We start from the raw sequence: 16,236 nt of genomic DNA, 5'->3' as shown, positions 1-16,236 counted from the left end.
CGAGCGGAAGCTCGTCGTCAACCACGCCGAGCTCGCCCTGGGGCCGAACGAGGCGACTGGATCGCATGAGATGACGGCTGGCTTCGATGAGAACGGTCATGCGTTTCAGACTGCCGTCGAGTGGCCGCCTGCCGGGTGTTCTGTCTCAACGAACCCAGGACCCCCGCACGATGCAGGTCCGTCCGTGAATTGGTCGGTCACCCCCACGAACTGGGGCGTCTTCACGGGGTCCCTGAGGGCGATGGTGGAAACGAGGGGCGTCGGCCGCGACGGCCCGTCGGAGTGTCGATCGGTGATCGAGCACGAGTGGCCGAGGGCCTGCACACAGTGATGGACCCGCTGGTGGTGTCGGCGATACAGAAGGGGACCAACGAGGCTGCCCAAGGCTCCACCCGGGGTGACGGTGGCGGTGAGCGGGCCAGGGAAAGTCTGGACCATGCATGGCATTGACTCCCTGCAGGCCATGCCACACATATGGGTGGCATCGCCGGGATCGTCACCGGCCTGGTCCTCGTGGCCCGGCCAGTCCGCCACACCGGCCCGTACCCGCCCAGACGAGCGGGTCCCTCGGCTGGCACGCTCATGTGGACTGGCCGGCGGAACCGGTATGTCCTGGAGGCTCCGTGCAATCGACCCACATGGGGTGAGTTACATGCGTATGCGTAGCGCGGTGTGTGCCGCTGCCCTGGCCGTGGCGGCCGTCGTCGGCACTGGGGGTGCGGCTTCCGCCGAGGCAGCCGCTCCGGTGAGGGACGGCCGCTGCCCCGCAGGTCAGCACGAAGCGGTCGAGGACGCGGTCAACGCGCATGGACCGGGTGAGGACGAACCGGCCTGCCTGCCGGATCCGCTGGACGGCCTGTCGAGCCTGAACCCTGCGCCTTCTTCCCACTGAGCCTGGGAGTCCCGCGCGTTCGAGGCCGGGCGAGAACGGAGCCATGTGGCCCTGCCGCCGATGATGTGCCCCGGCGTCGGTGGCCTTGCCGGCCGTGGCCGACCCTTCAACCGGACTGCGTCAGGGCGAGGGGAACGGTGATGGTCAGGTGTTCGTCGGTGGTCGGCAGGGCGGTGGCCAGAGCGTTCATGCGAGCTCCGAGGTGACCGATCACCCGACGGGTCAGTTCCTCGTCCCACTCCGCCGTGCCTTCTGGTGACAGGCGCATCTCCTCTCCGAGAGGCGGGTTGTCACCGAGATAGCGCGCGGTGTCCTTGTTGACGACCCAACAGGCCAGCGCGATCTTCACGTGCCCGGGTGCCGCCCACTGCGCCCGCACGTGGGCGCGCATGCTGAAGTCGTCCCCGCCGAATGTGACCGTCGTGGAGAACGGACGGCCTCGCGGGTATGTCCGTATCAGCTTGAGCACTGCTGGTTCCACAACGGCTCGCGCCATGGGTTCCGTATACACCGTCTGCCCCCTCCCCTGCCGAACCCGGCCTTCAGCATCCCAGAGAGGGGGTTGCGACGGACGGCACTCGGATCATTACCCGGGACGTCATCGACCGCCATGCGGCAGACGGGCAGCCTTGAGTCATCACTCCGCAAGTCGAGAACCACCTCACAGGAGGCTGACCCGCCATGACCGCACACGACACCCTCGCGTACGAGACCGCCGTCGCCCGCTACTTCGAGGCCTGGAACGTGGCGGGCGCCGAGGACATCGACAAGGCCGTGGCCGCCGCCTGGACCGAGGACGGCAGCTACACGGATCCGCTGGCCGACGTCTGCGGGCACGAGGGCGTCGCCGCCGTGATCAACGGGGCCCACGAGCAGTTCCCCGGCTTCGAGTTCCGCCGCACCGGCACGGTCGACGGGCACCACGACATCGTGCGCTTCGCCTGGGAGCTCGTGTCGCCCGCGGACGGTTCCGCGCCCGTCGCCGGGTTCGACGTCATCACGCTGGCGGACGACGGCCGGATCCGTACCGTTCACGGGTTCCTGGACCGCGTGCCCACGGTCTGAACGAACCAGTGGGCGTCAGCTCGCGCGGTGGGAGGAGCCTCCGCCACCGCGCGATGCCCGCAAGCCCGCCGCGTCGTCCCCGACTTCGATGTGGCCGTCCTTCATCACGAACTCTACGTGGGCCATGGCCTCGGCATCGTGGAGCGGGTCGGACGGAACAGCGATGACGTCCGCGATGCGTCCGGGTGCGAGGCGGCCCAACTCCGGGGTGTCCAGGAGTTGGGCCGCCGTGCGGGTGGCGGTACGCAGCGCCTGGGCCGGGGAGAGTCCCGCGTGGACGAGGGCGGGGATCTCTCGCCAGCTCTCGTCGTGGGGAAACATCCCGGCATCCGTTCCGAAGGCCAGCGGGGCGCGGCTGGCGACGATGCGTCGGCCGTGGCCGCGGAGCGTCGGAGCGAACTTCTCCAGCTTCGCCCTCATCTCGGGGTGACGGTCCGTCCAGAAGAGGTCGTCGTCCAGGTGCGTGAGGACGTTCTGCAGGATGTACAGGGTGGGGACGAGGAAAGCTCCGTGGCGGGTGACGGCGTCGAGTCCCGCGGGGGTCGCCAGACAGGCGTGTTCGATGGAGCGGACTCCTGCCAGCAGTGCGCGCTCGATGCCTTCGTCGGTGAAGGCGTGCGCGGCGCAGGACAGGCCGAGGTCACGGGCGGTGGACACCAGTACCTTCATCTCGGCCTGGCTGTAGCCGGCGCGCTCCGGTGGGTCGCCTGGACTGGAAAATCCGCCGGTTGCGGCGAACTTGATCCAGTCGGCGCCGTACCGCGCATCGGTCCTCACCCGTTTGCGGAGTTCGTCGTGACCGTCGGCCACGGCGCCGACTTCCAGTGGCCCCGGCGTCGCGGTAGACGGCGACTGGTCGCCGTGCCCGCTTCGGGAGGAGATCAGGTGCGGTGCGACGAGCATCCGGGGGCCGGGGACGAGCCCGGCGGCGACGGCGTGCCGCAAGTGGACGGTCACAGGATCTTCCGCCGGCGCCCCCAGGTCCCGAACGGTGGTGAAGCCGGCCTGGAGGAGTTGCCGCAGGGGGCGCAGTGCCGAAAGCGCCTTGCTCACCCCGTCGGCGCGCTCACCCGGTGCGGCCGTACTCACATGAACGTGGCAGTCGATCAGCCCCGGCAGAAGGGTGCGGTCGCCCAGGTCGACGGTGCGGGCGCCGGTACCGCGGGCTTCGCGCCCCACCGCGGTGATCCGTCCGTCCTGCACGCGCAGGGCCGCGGGCGAGACGGTGTGGTCACTGACGCCGTCCCACAGGCGAGCGGACGTCAGCAACAGGGGTTCTTCGGGAGCGAACGGCGGCATGGATTCTCCTGGGCGAGTCGTGGTTCCGAGATCAGCCGGCAGCGCATCACCATCCACGTACTCGTCGACGTGCTTGTGCGTGCGGCGGGCATGAATCGGGTTCACGTCCTGGCGCATTTGATGCGTGAGCTACCAGGAGGCACGGAAGCGTTCGTCACGGTACGGAGTACGCCGGGCGCGTGAAGTGCAGCCGAGTGCCCTCGGAATGGTCCGGCTGCGGGGCTGCACCGGCTCGTACCGGGGCCGGCCTCGTCCGGGCCGGCAGATCCACCGGAGCCGCGACGTCCCCGTTGGGGAAATGTTGGTCGCTCTTGCAACGCTGGTCCCACCAGAGTCCGACCATGGTCTGCGGGGCGCAGGGCGCCCATCTGCGACCGAACGGGGTTATGTGATGAAGAAGTTGGCTTCGCTGCTGTGTGTTGCGGCGATGACGGGGGCAACGTTGGCCGTCGGTACGGCATCGGCTGTTGCCACCTCTCCCACGCAGGTGGCCGGCGCGTCCTGCCCAGGCAAGGGCATGACGCTCAAGGCGCGGGAGAGTGTGAAGATCCGCAAGTCCAAGAAGCTGAACGCGACCGCGCTCGGGCTGTTCCCGAAGGGCGCGAAGGCCAAGCATCTGGACTGCTATGTGTCGTCCGGCCAGACGTACCACAATCTTTGCACATGGGACAAAGACAACCGGTGGTCACACATCTCCTACCGGGGGATCAAGGGGTGGATTCCCACGGCGTGCGAGCTGTAACCACGTGACCGCCCAGCCACCTCTTGCCGAGGAGTTCCACGGAGCGCTGTGAGGACTTCGGTTCGTGGCCGCGAAGGCCCTGGTGGATCAACGCCGGGGCCCTTTCGCCATGCGCAGGTCCGCGGGGCCGGCCAAGGGGCCCGGCGCCGATCCGCGACCCCGGATTCCCTGCACTGGCGTGTGCACCGTAATGATTACCCCATAGGTTGGGCCGCGGACAGTTTCACGCCACGGTGGAAAGACGGACGGAACCCATGACCGACCACGCCGCGACGCCAGATCCGGCGGCGCACCAGAAGATCGACACGACGGTTCCGCACTCGGCCCGGATCTGGAACTACTGGCTGGGCGGGAAGGACAACTACCCCGTCGACGAGGCCGCGGGCGACGCGTACAGCGCCGTCTTCCCCGGCATCGTCACCGTCGCGCGCAGCAGCCGCGCGTTCCTGCGGCGCAACATCACCCACCTGGTCACCGATGCGGGGATCCGGCAGTTCCTCGACATCGGGACCGGCCTGCCGACGGTGGACAACACCCACGAGGTCGCCCAACGGCTCGCCCCCGAAGCCAAGATCGTCTACGTCGACCACGACCCGATGGTCCTCACCCACGCCCGCGCCCTGCTCACCTCCACCCCGGAGGGCGCGACCGCCTACGTCGACGCGAACCTGACCGACCCCGACCGTATCCTCGCGGCCGCCGCCGGGACGCTGGACCTCACCCGGCCCACCGCGCTGATCCTCAGCAACATCCTGGGGCACATCGCCGACTACGACCAGGCACGCGCCATCGTCGCCCGCCTGATGGACGGGTTGCCCTCCGGCAGCTACCTCTCCGTCAACGACGGCTCCCGGGGCACCGACTCCGCTTACGAAGAGGCCCAGGACGCGTACAACGCCTCCGGCGCCGTCCCGTACTTCCTGCGGCCCGTCGACGAGATCACGGCCTTCTTCGACGGGCTGGAGATCCTGGAGCCCGGCGTCGTGTCGGTTCCCTTCTGGCGCCCGGACCCCGGCTCCCCCACCCAGGAGCCCATCGGCGAGCACGGCGGTCTGGCCCGCAAGCCGTGACGTCCTGACGTGACGCCTCCGACGGTCCGGCCCGTGGTTCCACGGGGTCAGACGCTGCCGAGGTCCGACGAGTACCAGCGCTCGGGCCGCAGGTGGAAGGCGACCTGCTCGCCGTGCTCCTTGGAGGCGAACTCCATGTACGGCTCGACCTTCTCGGCCGGGAGGTAGCGCGCCGCCATCTCCCGCAGGTGCTCCGGCGTCGTCTCCTCCGTCCGGACGACAGGACCTTCCACCGACACGTACCGGATGGTCGGCTCCAGGCGCTCGACCATCAGGGAGAAGCGTCCCGCGGCGGTGATGAGCCGCGCCTTCTTGGAGTCGCGGCCGGTCATCACCCACAGCTCGCCGCCCGGGGCGTACTGGTACCAGATCGGCAGCGTGAGCGGGCCCCGTCCCTCGCCCGCGTCCACGGCAAGCGCTCCGATGTGCGGTTCGGCCAGGAACTGTTCGCGCTCTTCGACGCTGAGGGGCATGCGAATCTCCTTCGACGGTCTCTCGTGGTCTGCACTGTCGGACACGATCCCCAACTCGCCCTCGGCCCCTGGTATTCCACACGCCCATCAGGTCTCCACCGACCAGCCTGTTCACTCCTTCGGATGCGATCGGGGCGCCGTCGGGCGTGGCGCCTGGACACCCCGGGATACCGTGCTGATGCGTGACGGCTCCTGCGCCCGGCCCGGGCCGCCCCCCGTCCGCCGACCTCGTGGACGCCTCCGGGGACCGCACTCCAAGGCCGCTCGTCGCAGCGCCTCGTACAGGTGAGGGCTTCACAGTGCTGAGGCTGGGTGGCTCAGTGCCTCGGTGCCACTCATTCCGGGACGGCCCTCCCCCTCGCCTCATCTCATGTCGGCGTACGCGGACTTCCGCTGCGCCATCGGCCGTGCCTCCCTCACGATCCGCGACTGAGCGAAGGCGTCAGCGGGCCTCGGATGCGGGGTCGGGCACGCGCAGCGACCACAGCGGGCCGGTGCGACCGCCGGCGGGGTTGTCCGGGTGCGTGGCGCGCAGCCGGGCGAACTCCGCCTCGGTCAGGCCGAGTTCTTCGCGGATGCGGCGCGTGGTCACGTACTGGATGCCGTCGCGGGCGGTCCGCGCCGACCACGTGTCGAATCGGCCGGTCAGTGCCTGTAGGTCCGCGGGAGTGCTGCCGGCCGGGGAGTGTGCCGCCCTCGGCGCCCGGGTTTCCGTCCGGGGTCCGCGGCTCGTGGCGGTGCGGGCACGTTCGCGTTCCCGGGCGATCTCCGAGAAGCCGCAGATCCTCGTGCTCGCCGTCTCGGCCCGGGCCAGCGTGGTGGTGTCGTGCAGGGCGCGGGCCAGGGGGTTGAGGGCGAGAGCGCGGGCGAGCGGCATGCGGTACACACGCGGGCCGGTGTCGGACAGGGTGACCGGTCGGTCGGTGTCGCGGATTCCGCACACGCCGCGTACGCCGTGGGCCGCGGCGGTCACCAGAGCGCTGGCCTCGGAGGGGTGCCAGTCGAAGACGTGCTCGACGGTACGGGTGTGTTCCGTGGTCAGGGTGAGCCCCGGCGAGGCTCCGTCCAGGCGGCGCAGCACGTCCGCTTCGGGGATCTCGCAGTCCAGGCCGGGGCCGGCGACGTGGACGACGGCCGGTATGCCGACGCGCGCGCAGGCGGCGAGGACCAGGGCGTCCCCCAGGGGGCTGCGCAGGGTGGGTTCGGTGCCTTCGGCGAGGATGTCCCCGCCCACGTCGACGACGTCGATGCGGGCGGCGCCGCAGTAGGCGACGGCTTCGGCGATCTGTGCCGCGAGTCCCACCGCTCCGTCGTAGGGGTCGAGCACGCCGATCCTGGGTGACAGGTCGGCCGCCAGGCGGGGCAGCAGCGAGCCGGCCGGCGGCAGGGGGGCCGAGTCGGGGGTGAGCAGGCGCAGTCGCGGCCCGGCCGCATCGGTGCCGGTGAAGTCCGAGGCCCGGCGCGGCCCCGGAACCGGGTCGACGGTCAGCCTCTCCCAGGCGTAGGTGAGGACGAGGGCCGGGGCGTCCGGACCGTGCAGGGCGCCGTGGACCGCGGTGGTGGTGATGACGTCACCGCCACCGCCGGCCGCTATCAGGAGGTGCGTCATGGCCCCAGACGTACCGCATCGACAAGGCGTGATCCGCGGAAAGTCGAAATCTGGACATGGCTGTTTTCATTTCTCCTCGCGAACCACACGGGAGGCAATGGGGCAATGCGAGGAAGCGCCTATATGCAGGCTTTCTCGGGCGTCAAATTCGGAGGTTAGCATCGTCGATATGGAGGAGCAGCGTCCGTAGCGTTGCCGGTGGGCGCGATCGATCATTTCGTACCGAAAGGACGCTTCCGCTCCATGGCGACTACTGTCCCTCTTCCGTTAGTAACTCCCGGTTCGTCCGAGCCGGAGACCCCGTACAAGCAGTACGTGTACGCCTATCCGCATCAGAAGTCCTACCGCCTCCAGGAAAGCGGCCCGCTGCTGAGCGACCTGTGGTCGCGGGAACGGCTGGACGCGCTCTCCCTGTATGTGCACGTCCCGTTCTGCGAGATGCGCTGCGGATTCTGCAATCTTTTCACCCGGACCGGCGCCCCCGAGGACGTCACCCGGGCCTTTCTCGGCACTCTGGAGCGCCAGGCACGGGTCACGCGGGAAGCCCTCGAAGCCAAGGGCGAGCCGGTCCGTTTCTCCCTCGCCGCGTTCGGCGGGGGTACGCCCACCTACCTGACGGCCGCCGAGCTCACCCGCCTGTCCGACATCTGCGAGAACGTCATGGGCGCGGACCTCGCCGCCGTACCGTGGTCCGTGGAGACCTCGCCGGCCACCGCGACCGCCGACCGGATCGCCGTGCTCAAGGAACGCGGGGCGACCCGGCTGAGCATCGGTGTGCAGAGCTTCATCGACTCCGAGGCGCGCGCCGCCGTCCGGCCGCAAAAGCGCGCGGAGGTCGAACAGGCCCTGGCGCGGCTCAAGGAGGCCGCCTTCCCGGTGCTCAACATCGACCTGATCTACGGCATCGACGGGCAGACCGAGGATTCCTTCCACGTGTCGCTGGACGCGGCGCTGTCCTGGGAGCCGGAGGAGATCTACCTCTACCCGCTCTACGTACGGCCGTTGACCGGGCTGATGGCCCGGCACGACAAGGACGGCCGGGTCTGGGACGAGCAGCGGCTGCGGCTGTACCGCTACGGCCGGGACCACCTGCTGTCGGCGGGGTACGAGCAGACTTCCATGCGGGTCTTCCGGCGCGTGGGCACCGCCGCCGTGGAGAGCGCGGACGAGACCAGCATCAGCGAGTACAACCAGCAGGCCGGAATGGTCGGACTCGGGGTGGGGGCACGCTCGTTCACCACCGACCTGCACTACACCACCGACTACGCCGTCGCGGTGCCCGAGGTACGCCGGATCATCGACGACTACATCGCCACCCCCACGGAACAGTTCCGCCGCGTGCAGTGGGCGTTCGCCATGGACGACGACGAGCGGCGACGCATGTACGTGCTTCAGGCGCTGCTGGAGTCCGGCGGGCTGCGGCGCGACGACTACCGGCGCCACTTCGGCAGCACCCCCGAAGACGACTTCCCGGATCAGTTCGCGCTGCTCGCGGCACGGGACTGGACGAAGTCCGCAGAACAGGACCTGCTGCGCCTCACCGGTGAGGGGATGGCCTGGGCCGACGCGATCGGACCGCTGTTCTTCTCCGCCCGGGTGAATGACGCGATGGCCTCCTACCGGGACCGGTGACACCGGTAGGACCTCAGGGCCGGTGACTACCGGCGGGCCTCCGCTACCGGTGACCGCCGCCCTGCGGCCCTCAGGACCATTGACTGCGCCCACACCCTGGGCGCGTCCCGGTCGGCGCGGGGCTCACCCGCCTTCGCGCCGGCCGGTCAGCAGTGACCGGTCCTGATCGCCGTCCCGGGTCGGGGCCTTGCCGGGGTCCGCCCCGTCACGGGCCCGGGACGGCAGGGAGGTCACGACCAGCCCGCCGAGCAGGAGGACCGCCCCGCAGGCGGCGAGGGCGCCCGGCCGTTCCCCCAGCAGGGCCACTCCGAGGCCGGTCGCCACGAGGGGTTCGATCAGGCTGAGCGTGCCGGCGGTGGCTCCGCCGACGCGGGTCACTCCCTTGGTGAACAGCAGATACCCCAACGCCGTGGTGCCGAGGCCCAGATACGCGACCAGGAGAGCACTCTCCGGCCGCGCAAAGCCCTCCGGCCGGGCGAAGAGCCACGGGGAGACGAGGAGGCCCGCACACACCACGCTCACGGGCGCGGCCGCCGACGGGTCGGCGCCACGTGCCGCGATCCGGCCGGTGAGCGCGATGTAGACGCCGAAGCTGGCCCCGGCCGCACAGGCCAGAGCCACACCCAGGACGTCGGCGCGGTCGCCCGCCCCGGGAACCATCAGCAGGACGAGGCCGCCGACCGCGCAGGCCGTGGCCATGCCCCACCGGGCATCGAGACGGTCCCCGCCGAACCGCCGAGCACACATTCCCGCCACGACGGGCACCGTGCCGAACGCGGCGGCGGTGGCCAGCGCCGACCCGCACCTGTCGACGGCGGCGAGGAAACAGGCTTGGAAGGACGCCGTCACCGCGACGCTCACCGGCATCCACGCGCGCACGCCGGGCAGCGTCAGGGTCCGCAGCCCCGCACCGCGCACGGTGAACAGTCCGAGGACCAGCCCGCCCAGCAGCATGCGGCAGGCGCCCAGAGCCACCGGTTCCACCCCGGTGCCGGCCAGCAACTGGGCGGGACCGACCGTCCCCCAGAGCACGGCGGCCGCGCCGACCAGACCGACCCCGCCGTACGACCGCCCGGCTTCACCCGCTGTGGATCGCATGCGCGCGCCTGCCCGCCCCTCCGAGTCCGCGCCGCTCACGGCGCATGCCTGTCGACATCCCTGGGCGACGCTAGCCCGCGCCCGGCCGCGGCGCCCATCGGGAGATGCCACCAACTCCGGCATGCCAAGGGCCGGTTAATTCATGGGTTCGTACCGGAGGGCGACGCCCCTGCCACTCCCGCCTCCAGCGCTCCGCCCGGCGCCGGAGCACCGGGCACCACCACGGGTGCGCTGTTACGCGTCCACAGCACCGCCCCTGCCGCCAGCGCGGTCGCACCGAGCAGCCAGGGCAGCGGGCCCGTGGGGAGGATGCCGACGATCAACCCGGTGAGCGCCACGGCCAGTTGCAGCGCGAGCGACTGGACGGAGAGGGCTGTGGCGCGCCCTGCCGGGGTGACTCTGCGGTGCAGCAGGTCGTTCTGGTTCGGGCCCGCCGCGCCGAGGCCGAGGTAGACCAGTGCGTATCCGACGGCCGCCAGAGCCAGGGGCAGGGGGCCGTCGAAGGTCGCCGTGACCGCCAGCAGGAGCAGGCCGCCCGTCCCCGCGCCCAGTCCGATCAGGACGGCGCGTTCGCCGCCCGCCATCCGGGCGGTGAACGGTGCGAGGTGGCTGCCGAGCGCCGCGCAGACGAATCCGGTACAGGCCAGCCCCGCGAAGAGCACGGCGCCCGTCTCGGGATTGCCGGTCAGTGCTGCCGCCCGGCCGGGCGCGAGCAGTTCGATGGCGGCCAGGGCGCCCCCGGCCGCGCCCGCGCTGAGCAGCACGCGGCGCACCAGCGCATCGCGTCCGCCAAGACGCAGCCCCGTGACGACGGTCGCCGGGATGTCCCGCAGCACGGCGCGCAACCGGGTGGCGGGCCTGGGCGGTTCGGGCAGGGCGGTCAGGACGTACAGCATGAAGACGACGTCGACGACGGCCGCGAGCAGGACGGGGACGGACAGCGGGAGCACCAGTCGCGAGGTCGCCTCGCTCAGCCGAGCGCCGAGGTCGGGTCCGAGCCCGAGGAGCCAGGGCAGCGCGCCGCCGACCAGGGTGCCGGCGGCGAGGGCCGTGGCGGTGGCCGCGTTGCCCCGGGCCAGACCGGTGCGCAGTTCGGCACCCGGGCCCGCGCCGGCTTGGACCGTGTCGACGTACCAGGCCTCGGCGGGGCCGCTGGACAGCGCGCGTCCCGCTCCCTTGACGGCCATGCCCAGGGCGAGGACCCAAGCGGTGGTGCCGAGGCTCACCAGAGTGAACGCGGCCAGGTCCAGAAGCCCCGCGGCGACCAGGACAACCCGGCGGCCCAGGACGTCGGAGAGGCCTCCGGTGGGCAGTTCCAGGGCCACGGCGGTCAGGGAGTGCGCCGCGAAGAAGCCCGCGATGGTGGCGAGGGTCATGCCGCGCTCGGTGAAGAGCAGCAGTTGCGGGGCGACCGTCAGACCGATCGGGAGCCAGAAGAGGAAGGAGACGGTGACGTACCGACGGCGTGCGGTGCGGACGTCCATCGGCTCGGTCACGCGTCGCCCTCGGGGACGCGCGGGGCGAGGGGCAGGCCTGCCGCGAAGAGGACCAGGTGGGCCGCGCGGGGGTCCGCCCGGTCGCGCTCGGTCAGTTCGTCGAGCTTGTCCTCGAACGTCTGCCACAGCTCGGTGAGCGATTCCGGGGTCAGGCGCGGCATCAGGTCACTGATGCCGGACGGCTCACGCCACTCGGGCCCGAGCCGTCCCGACGCGAGGTCGCCCTCGTGTCGCACCAGCGACTCCTGCAGATGCTGGATCTGGCGTCTGTGCATCGTGTCGACGAAGACGGGGCCGCCGTCGGTCGCGTCCATCGCCCGGTTGCTCCACGAGGTCACCTCGTGGACGGACCGCCACCGTCGCTCCCGGCCGTCGCGTTGTTCCGCCTCCGCGACGAACGCGTATTTCGCCAGTACGCGCAGGTGGTAGCTGGTGGACGCGGACGACTCCCCCGTCACGGCCGCCAGTTCGCTGGCGGTGGCCGGGCCCTCCATCCGCAGCAGCCCGAGCAGCCGGATGCGCAAGGGGTGGGTGAGGGCCTTCAACGCGGCCGCGTCGCTCTCGGGGTCGAGGACGCGCCTCTTGTCTTCGCTGACCATGCCGGGAGCGTAGAGCGGATCACGGATCTGCAAAAGAAGTTTTGCAAAAACACTTTGGGAAACATCTCCTGAGCATCTCCCGTCGGAGGAGGCCCGCCCGGTCCGGGCTCACATGGCCAGGACCGGGCCGCGGTCCCCCGTCCCCTCCCCGGCGGGTCAGCTCGCCACGTCCGCGAGGCTCCCGGTCTCGTAGGAACCGCCCTGGTTGTTCAGGATCACGCCGAGGCGGTTGGTCGCGTTGATCATCGCGATCAGGGAGACGAGCGCGATGGTCTGGTCGTCGTCGTAGTGCTTGCGCACCCGGGCCCAGGTCTCGTCGGGCACGCCCCCGTGGGCGTCGACGATGCGGGTGCCCTCCTCGGTCAGTTCCAGCGCGGCACGCTCGGCCTCCGTGAAGACGGTTGAGTGGCGCCAGGTGGCGACCAGATGGAGCCGGGCCGAGGTTTCACCCGCCGCCTCTGCGTCCTTGGCGTGGATGTCGGCGCAGAAGCCGCAGCCGTTGAGCTGACTGGTGCGCAACTGCACCAGTTCCTGGGTGGACCTGGGCAGCGGCGATCCCTGGATCACCTGGCTGACGGCGTAGATCCGCTTGCCGATCTTCGCGCCGATCTCGTGGCCGAACAGGTTCATACGGGGTTCCATGTCTATGTCCTCACGCGCATGCCGGGCGGATGTGCGTACCGCACCGACTCGTCGGCACCGCACGTTCGAGCGGCGCCCTGACGAACACGAGATGCCGACCGACCGGCCCTTGTGACAGCGCGATCATGTGACGTAGAACACCGACCGCGGGTGTCACAAGGCAGCGGGGGCCGGTGTCTCGTGCGTGACACGTCGAGCACGGACAGCGGGGGTCGACCATGGGCGAGCGCAGCACGCGAACAGGAACAGAGAGCGTCGGACCGGCTGTCCGCGAGGGGCGGACGGGGTCCGCCACCGACGCGTTCGTCGCCCACCGCAACCTGCTGTTCACCGTCGCCTACGAGATGCTCGGCTCCGCCGCCGACGCCGAGGACGCACTGCAGGAGACCTGGCTGCGCTGGGCGGACGTCGACCAAGCCACCGTCCGGGACCAACGGGCCTATCTGGTCCGGATCGCCACGCGCCAGGCGCTGATCCGGCTGCGCACGCTCCGTCGGCGCAAGGAGTCCTACGTCGGCCCGTGGCTGCCCGAACCGCTCCTGACCGCACCCGACGTGGCCGACGACGTCGAGTTGGCCGACAGCGTGTCGATGGCGATGCTGCTGGTGCTGGAGACACTCGCACCGACCGAGCGGGCCGTGTTCGTACTGCGCGAGGTGTTCGACCTGGAGTACGCGGAGATCGCGGAAGCCGTCGACAAGAGCCCGGCCGCGGTGCGTCAGATCGCGCACCGGGCGCGGGCACACGTCGCCGCGCGACGGCCGCGCGGGGCGGTGTCCCCGGCCGAGAACCGTGGCGCGCTCGCGGCGTTCCAGCGGGCGATCGAGACGGGCGACCTGCAGCGGCTGCTCGACTTGATCGCGCCGGATGTCGTTCTGCTGACCGACGGCGGCGGGGTCGTGCGGGCCGCGCTCGCCCCCGTCGTGGGCGCCGACCAGGTGGCCGGCGTGCTGGCCAGGATCGACACCACGATGTCGCTGCGGCCGGCCCTGGTCAACGGCCGTCCGGCGCTCGTGCTGCGGCTCGCAGGCGTCGTCGACACCGTCCTGGCGGTGCGCATCGACGACGGCCTCATCACCGGCCTCTACGCCGTACGCAATCCCGAGAAGCTGTCACGCCTCAACCACGAGACGGTCGTGCGCCGCTGAGCTCGCTCGGGCACGGTCCGCCGGTGCCGGAGGTCCGCTTCACGCCATCTGCCCCCGCTCCGGATGCATCAGGCGGGCCAGCAGGTCGTCGAGAGTGACCATGCCCGTCAGACGGCCCGTGTCGTCGCTGAGGACGGCGAGCGAGGCGCGGCGCTGGCGCAGTTGCTCGATGGCGTGGCCCACCGTGTCGTCCGCGGCCAGTGCCGGTATGGGGCGTGCCAGATCGCGTGCCGTGACCGTCCCCCGGTTCCGGGCGCGGGCGATCAGGGCGTCGCGCGCGTGCACGGAGCCGACGACCAGGGGTCCTTCGAAGACGAGCAGGCGGCTGCGGTCGTGCGCGGCGGCCGTGGCGAGGATGTCGTCGATGCCCGCCTCGGCCGGCACGGAGATGATCTGGTCGGCGGGTGTCTGGAGGTCACCGACCGGTGCGTGCGGCTCGGTGAGCGAGTTGGTGATCAGTTCCGAGTCGGTCTCGCTGATCAGGCCGAGGCGTTCGGACTCCTCGACGAGGTGGGTGAGTTGTTCGCGGTTGTGGACGGAGGTGAGCTCGTCGCGCGGGGTGACCCGGCACAGGCGCACCAGGGCGTTGCTGACCCGGTTGAGGAGCCAGATGAGCGGGCGTACGGCCTTCACCACCGCGCGGAAGGGCGGGGCGAGGAGCATCGCCGAACGCTCGGGGTGGGCGATGGCCCAGGACTTGGGTGCCATCTCGCCGACGACCATGTGCAGGAAGACCACGACGAGCATCGCGAAGGCGAAGGAGACGCCGTAGCTGAGGCCGCTGGGCAGGCCCCACTGGTGCAGCAGCGGGTCGAGTTCGTGCGAGATCGCGGGCTTGGAGATCGAGCCGAGACCCAGCGTGCAGACGGTGATGCCGAGTTGGGCGCCCGCGAGCATCAGGGACAGCTCGCGCATGCCGGCGAGCGCGGCCCTGGCGCCGCGCTGTCCGTCGCACGCCGCCTTCTCCATGCGGTGGCGTTTCGCTGCGACGAGCGCGAACTCGGCAGCCACGAAGAAGCCGCTGCCGATCAGCAGCAGGACGGTGATGAAGAGTGCCAGCGGGAAGCTCATGCGCTCGGCTCCTCCTCGTCCGGGCGGGAAGTCCTGACAAGCCGCTCCAGGCGGACCTGCTCCGCGACGTGCCGCTGCAGCGTGCGTACGTCGATCACCACGGGGGTCCCGTCGGTCGCCTCGACGGTGAGCCGGTCGCCGACGGACGGGAATCGGCCGAGGCGGTCGACGACGAGGCCGGAGACGGTGTCGTAGTCGTCCTCCTCGGGCAGGTCGATGCCGGTGGCCTCGGCGACCTCGTCGAGGCGGCGCCCGGCGTCCACGAGCCAGCCGCGGCCGTCGGCGACGGCGAGCTCGACGACCGTGTCGCTCTCGTCGGCGATGTCACCGACGAGTTCTTCGGCGATGTCCTCGTAGGTGACGATGCCCGCCACGCCGCCGTGCTCGTCCAGGACGACGGCGAACTCGTCGTCCCGCTCCCGCATCTGCCGAACCGCGTCGGGCAGTTCGAGGGTGTCGGGCAGGAGCAGCGGCCGGCGGGCCACCGAGCCGGCGGTCGCGTCCGCCAGCCTCTCCGCGGGCAGCCGCATCAGTTCACGGACGCCCAGTACGCCGCCGACGTCGTCGGGGTGGTCGCCGAGGACCGGGTAGTTGGAGTGGCCGTGCTTGGCGATCAGCTCGATCGTGTCGGCGGCGCTCGCGTCCTTGCGTACGAAGACGGAGTCGGCGCGCGGCACCATGACCTCGTCCAGGGTCCGTTCGGAGAACTCCAGGGCGTGGTCGAGGAGCGCGGCGGTGTCCTTGGGGAGCTCGCCCTGTTCGTGGGACTCACCGATGAGGTGGCCGAGCTCCTCGAGGGTCGCGCCGTGGTGCAGTTCCTCGACGGGTTCGATGCCGGCGCGGCGCAGCAGCCGGTTGGCGGCGCTGTCGAAGATCCGCACGACCGGCCCGACGACCTTCAGGTACGCGAGCGTGGAGGCGGCCAAGGACTTGGCGAGCCGCTCGGGCACCGCGAGCGCGAGGTTCTTGGGAGCCAGCTCGCCGAGCACCATCTGCACGACGGTGGCCAGCACGAAGGCGAGGACGACGGAGATCCCGCCGACCGCGCCGTCGGGGATGCCGACGCCGGTCAGCGCGGGCCTGAGGAGCGCGGACACGGACGGCTCGGCGATGAAGCCGACGACCAGGCCGGTCACGGTGATGCCGAGCTGCGCGCCCGACAGCATGAAGGACAGCCGCTCGAGGACCCGCAGGGCGCGGGCCGCCCGCTTGTCGCCCGCCGCCGCCTCGCGGGCCAGGGCGAGGCGGTCCACGGAGACGTACGCGAATTCCTGGGCGACGAAGTAGCCGGTGCCTGCGGTGAGGACGAAGACGGCCAGCAGGCCCAGTGCGGCGCTCATCGGCGCGTCGACGGAGCGGGGTTCTCCCGTCGCGTGCCTCGATCAGCCAGGTCGTGCGGG

The 16,236-nt window shown here is 70.9% G+C and carries 16 protein-coding genes; 6 read left to right on the top strand and 10 right to left on the bottom strand.

The window, feature by feature from the left end; all coding sequences use genetic code 11:
• Positions 1-652 precede the first annotated feature (652 nt).
• Entirely contained in the window at positions 653-892 is a 240-nt protein-coding gene (locus ACZ592_RS34335; protein ID WP_471585618.1) for a hypothetical protein, read from the top strand.
• Positions 893-998: 106 nt separating this feature from the next.
• On the opposite strand, the gene ACZ592_RS34330 is transcribed toward ACZ592_RS34335, so the two are convergent.
• Positions 999-1,283, bottom strand: a complete 285-nt coding sequence (locus ACZ592_RS34330; RefSeq protein WP_471585617.1) for a hypothetical protein — start codon at positions 1,281-1,283, stop codon at positions 999-1,001.
• Positions 1,284-1,573: 290 nt separating this feature from the next.
• Here ACZ592_RS34330 and ACZ592_RS34325 point away from each other — a divergent pair, with 290 nt between their 5' ends.
• Positions 1,574-1,957, top strand: a complete 384-nt coding sequence (locus ACZ592_RS34325) for a nuclear transport factor 2 family protein (protein WP_471585616.1) — start codon at positions 1,574-1,576, stop codon at positions 1,955-1,957.
• 15 nt (positions 1,958-1,972) lie between these two features.
• Here the strand turns inward: ACZ592_RS34325 and ACZ592_RS34320 are convergent, their stop codons facing one another.
• Complete coding sequence (locus ACZ592_RS34320) at positions 1,973-3,256, bottom strand: metal-dependent hydrolase family protein (RefSeq protein WP_471585615.1); 1,284 nt, start codon at positions 3,254-3,256, stop codon at positions 1,973-1,975.
• Between the two features lie 391 nt (positions 3,257-3,647).
• On the opposite strand from ACZ592_RS34320, the gene ACZ592_RS34315 reads away from it, so the two are divergent.
• Positions 3,648-3,998 carry a hypothetical protein gene (locus tag ACZ592_RS34315; protein WP_471585614.1) on the top strand — a complete coding sequence of 117 codons (351 nt, stop codon included), beginning with the start codon at positions 3,648-3,650 and terminating at the stop codon, positions 3,996-3,998.
• A 254-nt stretch (positions 3,999-4,252) separates the two neighbouring features.
• On the top strand, positions 4,253-5,068 hold the full coding sequence (locus tag ACZ592_RS34310; protein WP_471585613.1) for an SAM-dependent methyltransferase: 816 nt from the start codon (positions 4,253-4,255) through the stop codon (positions 5,066-5,068).
• Positions 5,069-5,115: 47 nt separating this feature from the next.
• Here the strand turns inward: ACZ592_RS34310 and ACZ592_RS34305 are convergent, their stop codons facing one another.
• Together ACZ592_RS34305 and ACZ592_RS34300 are read right to left on the bottom strand one after the other, a co-directional pair.
• A complete protein-coding gene (locus tag ACZ592_RS34305; protein ID WP_471585612.1) occupies positions 5,116-5,541 on the bottom strand; it encodes a pyridoxamine 5'-phosphate oxidase family protein in 426 nt (141 codons plus the stop codon).
• Between the two features lie 442 nt (positions 5,542-5,983).
• Entirely contained in the window at positions 5,984-7,150 is a 1,167-nt protein-coding gene (locus ACZ592_RS34300; RefSeq protein ID WP_471585611.1) for a DUF1152 domain-containing protein, read from the bottom strand.
• A gap of 243 nt (positions 7,151-7,393) precedes the next feature.
• Between ACZ592_RS34300 and ACZ592_RS34295 the strand changes: the two genes are divergently transcribed.
• Positions 7,394-8,782, top strand: coding sequence for an STM4012 family radical SAM protein (locus ACZ592_RS34295; RefSeq protein WP_471585610.1), 1,389 nt, complete (start codon positions 7,394-7,396; stop codon positions 8,780-8,782).
• Between the two features lie 123 nt (positions 8,783-8,905).
• On the opposite strand, the gene ACZ592_RS34290 is transcribed toward ACZ592_RS34295, so the two are convergent.
• From ACZ592_RS34290 to ACZ592_RS34275, 4 genes are all read right to left on the bottom strand, one after another.
• Positions 8,906-9,880, bottom strand: coding sequence for a DMT family transporter (locus ACZ592_RS34290; protein WP_471585609.1), 975 nt, complete (start codon positions 9,878-9,880; stop codon positions 8,906-8,908).
• 140 nt (positions 9,881-10,020) lie between these two features.
• Positions 10,021-11,364: an MFS transporter gene (locus tag ACZ592_RS34285; RefSeq protein ID WP_471585685.1), complete on the bottom strand. Its 1,344-nt coding sequence runs from the start codon at positions 11,362-11,364 to the stop codon at positions 10,021-10,023.
• Between the two features lie 8 nt (positions 11,365-11,372).
• The gene (locus ACZ592_RS34280; RefSeq protein ID WP_471585608.1) at positions 11,373-11,975 is read right to left on the bottom strand and encodes an ArsR/SmtB family transcription factor; all 603 of its coding nucleotides are present in this window, start codon (positions 11,973-11,975) and stop codon (positions 11,373-11,375) included.
• Positions 11,976-12,131: 156 nt separating this feature from the next.
• Positions 12,132-12,617: a carboxymuconolactone decarboxylase family protein gene (locus tag ACZ592_RS34275; protein WP_471585607.1), complete on the bottom strand. Its 486-nt coding sequence runs from the start codon at positions 12,615-12,617 to the stop codon at positions 12,132-12,134.
• A gap of 218 nt (positions 12,618-12,835) precedes the next feature.
• Here ACZ592_RS34275 and ACZ592_RS34270 point away from each other — a divergent pair, with 218 nt between their 5' ends.
• Entirely contained in the window at positions 12,836-13,765 is a 930-nt protein-coding gene (locus ACZ592_RS34270; RefSeq protein WP_471585606.1) for an RNA polymerase sigma-70 factor, read from the top strand.
• A 39-nt stretch (positions 13,766-13,804) separates the two neighbouring features.
• Here ACZ592_RS34270 and ACZ592_RS34265 read toward each other — a convergent pair whose 3' ends face one another.
• Positions 13,805-14,836 carry a hemolysin family protein gene (locus tag ACZ592_RS34265; RefSeq protein WP_471585605.1) on the bottom strand — a complete coding sequence of 344 codons (1,032 nt, stop codon included), beginning with the start codon at positions 14,834-14,836 and terminating at the stop codon, positions 13,805-13,807.
• Positions 14,833-16,176: a hemolysin family protein gene (locus ACZ592_RS34260; RefSeq protein ID WP_471585604.1), complete on the bottom strand. Its 1,344-nt coding sequence runs from the start codon at positions 16,174-16,176 to the stop codon at positions 14,833-14,835. Before ACZ592_RS34260 ends, ACZ592_RS34265 begins: the two co-directional genes overlap by 4 nt.
• Positions 16,177-16,236: the final 60 nt, after the last annotated feature.

The organism is Streptomyces sp. NPDC040622 (assembly GCF_055593965.1).
The sequence above is the reverse complement of the archived record's forward strand: the minus strand, read 5'-3'. Positions and strand labels throughout refer to the sequence as shown.

Bases quoted from the DNA above. Each gene is read 5' to 3' on its own strand.
- ACZ592_RS34335 (WP_471585618.1), top strand. From the start codon at position 653: ATGCGTATGCGTAGCGCGGTGTGTGCCGCTGCCCTGGCCGTGGCGGCC.
- ACZ592_RS34330 (WP_471585617.1), bottom strand. From the start codon at position 1,283: ATGCGCGCCCACGTGCGGGCGCAGTGGGCGGCACCCGGGCACGTGAAG.
- ACZ592_RS34325 (WP_471585616.1), top strand. From the start codon at position 1,574: ATGACCGCACACGACACCCTCGCGTACGAGACCGCCGTCGCCCGCTAC.
- ACZ592_RS34320 (WP_471585615.1), bottom strand. From the start codon at position 3,256: ATGCCGCCGTTCGCTCCCGAAGAACCCCTGTTGCTGACGTCCGCTCGC.
- ACZ592_RS34315 (WP_471585614.1), top strand. From the start codon at position 3,648: ATGAAGAAGTTGGCTTCGCTGCTGTGTGTTGCGGCGATGACGGGGGCA.
- ACZ592_RS34310 (WP_471585613.1), top strand. From the start codon at position 4,253: ATGACCGACCACGCCGCGACGCCAGATCCGGCGGCGCACCAGAAGATC.
- ACZ592_RS34305 (WP_471585612.1), bottom strand. From the start codon at position 5,541: ATGCCCCTCAGCGTCGAAGAGCGCGAACAGTTCCTGGCCGAACCGCAC.
- ACZ592_RS34300 (WP_471585611.1), bottom strand. From the start codon at position 7,150: ATGACGCACCTCCTGATAGCGGCCGGCGGTGGCGGTGACGTCATCACC.
- ACZ592_RS34295 (WP_471585610.1), top strand. From the start codon at position 7,394: ATGGCGACTACTGTCCCTCTTCCGTTAGTAACTCCCGGTTCGTCCGAG.
- ACZ592_RS34290 (WP_471585609.1), bottom strand. From the start codon at position 9,880: ATGCGATCCACAGCGGGTGAAGCCGGGCGGTCGTACGGCGGGGTCGGT.
- ACZ592_RS34285 (WP_471585685.1), bottom strand. From the start codon at position 11,364: ATGGACGTCCGCACCGCACGCCGTCGGTACGTCACCGTCTCCTTCCTC.
- ACZ592_RS34280 (WP_471585608.1), bottom strand. From the start codon at position 11,975: ATGGTCAGCGAAGACAAGAGGCGCGTCCTCGACCCCGAGAGCGACGCG.
- ACZ592_RS34275 (WP_471585607.1), bottom strand. From the start codon at position 12,617: ATGGAACCCCGTATGAACCTGTTCGGCCACGAGATCGGCGCGAAGATC.
- ACZ592_RS34270 (WP_471585606.1), top strand. From the start codon at position 12,836: ATGGGCGAGCGCAGCACGCGAACAGGAACAGAGAGCGTCGGACCGGCT.
- ACZ592_RS34265 (WP_471585605.1), bottom strand. From the start codon at position 14,836: ATGAGCTTCCCGCTGGCACTCTTCATCACCGTCCTGCTGCTGATCGGC.
- ACZ592_RS34260 (WP_471585604.1), bottom strand. From the start codon at position 16,176: ATGAGCGCCGCACTGGGCCTGCTGGCCGTCTTCGTCCTCACCGCAGGC.